General features: G+C 54.9%; 3 protein-coding genes. All 3 read left to right on the forward strand.

The window, feature by feature from the left end; all coding sequences use genetic code 11:
• On the forward strand, positions 1-478 hold a 478-nt coding region (locus tag Xenpb_RS18590; RefSeq protein ID WP_187655639.1), incomplete at its 5' end, for an IS3 family transposase.
• Positions 479-630: 152 nt separating this feature from the next.
• Positions 631-2496 (forward strand): type VI secretion system tip protein VgrG, encoded by a 1866-nt coding sequence (locus tag Xenpb_RS18595; RefSeq protein ID WP_255523200.1) that lies wholly within the window; start codon positions 631-633, stop codon positions 2494-2496.
• 43 nt (positions 2497-2539) lie between these two features.
• Positions 2540-2995: a DcrB-related protein gene (locus tag Xenpb_RS18600; protein ID WP_187655641.1), complete on the forward strand. Its 456-nt coding sequence runs from the start codon at positions 2540-2542 to the stop codon at positions 2993-2995.
• Positions 2996-3081 lie beyond the last annotated feature (86 nt).

Here is a 3081-nt window from a genome sequence, read left to right on the forward strand (position 1 = left end):
CGTTCGCATAAAAGAGGGATGGTGCTATCTGGCTGTGGTCACGGATTTATTTTCCCGCCGGGTGGTGGGGACGGCCATTGGTTCTTCGCCTGATGCTGAGCTGGTCTGCCGGGCACTGAACAATGCACTGGAAACGCGCCATCGTGAAGGAAGACTGGTTTTTCACTCAGATCAAGGAAGTCAGTACAAAAGTAAAAAGTTTCGTCGCTTACTCTGGAAAAATAAAATGATCCAAAGCATGAGCCGTCGAGGCAACTGTTATGATAACTCCCCTATGGAACGAATATTCCGGAGTTTGAAAAGTGAATGGATCCCGCCAGAAGGCTATCTGGATATTCATGAGGCAATGAGGGATATCACCGACTATTTGGGCGGGTATTACAACGACATCCGTCCTCATAGCTTTAATGGGGGAATTTCTCCGGCTGAATACGAACGACAGTGGGAAGCGGCTAGAAATGTGTCCGAAAGTTCTTGACCACTACAATTCAGCAAGGAAAGGCACTGTTTGGGCAGGGGAAACAAGCCACCCTGCTGGTTCAGCAGGCAACCGGGACACTCGTTGGGCACGGACAAGAGTTGGCAAAGAAAGCCGCCAGCGGTCACAGCGCCGCCACCAAAGCCCTGCAAATGCTGAGTGATGGCAAAACGCCCAGCGGCCTGCAATTTACGCTGACCGCGGGCGGATTACCGCCGCAGACCTTTGTCGTTACCGATTTTACCCTAAATGAACACTTTTCCCAGCCGTTCACGCTGGAAGTAGGGCTGGCGAGTGCCGACCCGGCCATCGACTTTCCGGCGGTACTCGATCGCACCGCCACCCTGACGATCACTCAGGATGGGGTAGAAAGCCGCAGTATCACCGGTATGGTCGCCAGCTTTGAACAGGGGAATACAGGGTTGCACCAGACCACCTACCAGATGAGTATTCGCCCTGACCTGTGGCGCACCACTCTGCGGCAAAACTCGCGCATCTTCCAGCAACGGAACATTGCCGCCATTATCACCACGATTTTGAAAGAGCACGGTATCCGTGACGTCGTCTTCAGCCTGCGCCATGCCCACCCGGAACGGGAATTCTGTGTGCAATATCAGGAAAGTGACTTTGCTTTCCTGCAACGGCTGACCGCAGAAGAAGGCATTTTCTACTTTTTTGAATGCGGCAACGGGCGCAATACGCTGGTGTTTGCCGATGACGCCGGCTCTGTCCCGCCGGGCATTGTCCTGCCTTACCAGCCGGGTGACACCAGTACGCTGGGAGAACCCGCCGTAAGTAACCTGACACACCGGGCACAGGTCCGCCCGGCACAGGTGCAACTCAAAGACTACACCTTCAAAAATCCCGCGTGGCCGGCCGAATTCAGCCAGCAGATGAAGGAAGACACACTCCAGCAGTTGTATTACGAACATTACGACTACCCGGGCCGTTTTAAGGATGAGGCACACGGTAAGGATTTCACCCGTTACCGGCTGGAGGGGCTTCGCAACAATGCCGTGACCGGGCAAGGCAGCGGTCACGCGATTGCCATCCAACCGGGGCGATTATTCACCCTGTACAACCACCCGCGTGAAGATCTGAACCAGTCCTGGCAGGTGGTGGGCGCCAGTCATTCCGGCAGCCAGCCCCAGGCTCTCGAAACCGCCAACAGCGGCACAGGCACCACCCTGAACAGCCAGTTCCACTTTATCCGCCATAACCAGCACTGGCGTCCGGCTCCGCTGCCGAAACCCGTGATTGACGGCCCGCAGATCGCTAAAGTGGTTGGCCCGGCCGGGGAAGAAATCTTCTGTGACCAGTATGGGCGTATCCGTCTCCAGTTCCCGTGGGATCGCTACGGCAAGAGCGATGACCAGAGTTCGTGCTGGATACGGGTCACCCAGCCGTGGGCGGGTCAGGGCTGGGGTATGTTAGCCATCCCGCGTATCGGGCAGGAAGTGGTGGTGGATTTTCTGCATGGCGACCCGGATCAACCCATCGTTACCGGGCGTACCTACCACGCCAGCAACATCCCGCCGGGCGGGCTGCCGGGCAGCAAAACCCAGATGGCTTTCCGCTCCAAAACCCACAAAGGCGAAGGGTATAACGAGCTGCTGTTTGAGGATGCGAAAGGCAGCGAAAGGCTGTCGCTGCATGCGCAGAAGGATATGCAGACTACGGTAAAAAATGACCAGAGCCTGGTCGTAGAAGCCGGTAACCGAAGCCTGCTCATTCAGACGGGGGATGAACATAAAACCGTGCAGCAAGGCAACCTGACCGAGAACATCTGCCAGAAACGCAGTACACAAGCCAATGTGGTGCAGGTGAAAGCCACCGCAGGTAAAGCCGGACCGGGAACTCAATTGTATGAAGCCCAGGATGATATCACGCTGAAAGTGGGCAGCGGCACCATTCAAATGACGAAAGCCAACATTAAAATTTCGTTTGGAGGCGCCAGTATTGAGCTGAACGACAGCGGGGTCACCGTATTAGGCGGCCAGGTTAACATCAACAAATAACGCGTATTGATTTTTAAATTGCGGCAAGCAAGAAGGAACTTCCATGAACAATCAACTTGATCTCGCGCCTTTCCACTTTAATCAAGGCGCTATTATGCTGCCCGCCAGCTGGCAGGATGCCAGTATTCTGGTGTTGAACAGCACCGATGAAAAAAATGGCACCAGTTTCACCATCTCCCGTGACAATTTGCCATGGGGGCTGGCATTCAGCCAGTTTGCCGAGCGGGAAATGACGGCGATTGGCAAGCAACTGAAAGATTATGAAGCGATAGCCCATGAATCCGGTGAACTAAACGGTTTTGAGACCGAGACCTTTGAATTTCGCTGGCGTGCCCCAAGTGGCCCGGTACATCAATTAATGAGACTGCTTAACACCCCCGAGCACGTGCTGATTTTCACCGGTACCTGTCAGGGAGAAATGACGGTGGCTCAGCGGGAACAAATGCAGACCATGATGGCAACGTTCCGGTTGCGTGATGAGCCGAAGGATAACGCCTGACAGGGAGGTGTGATATGAGTGTTTCACAGAATGTGATTATGGGCGCAGCAGCGGCAGGGCGGCCCTCTCCGCCACCTGCCACACAC

The sequence above is a fragment of the Xenorhabdus sp. PB62.4 genome, assembly GCF_014467285.1.
Taxonomy (GTDB): domain Bacteria; phylum Pseudomonadota; class Gammaproteobacteria; order Enterobacterales; family Enterobacteriaceae; genus Xenorhabdus.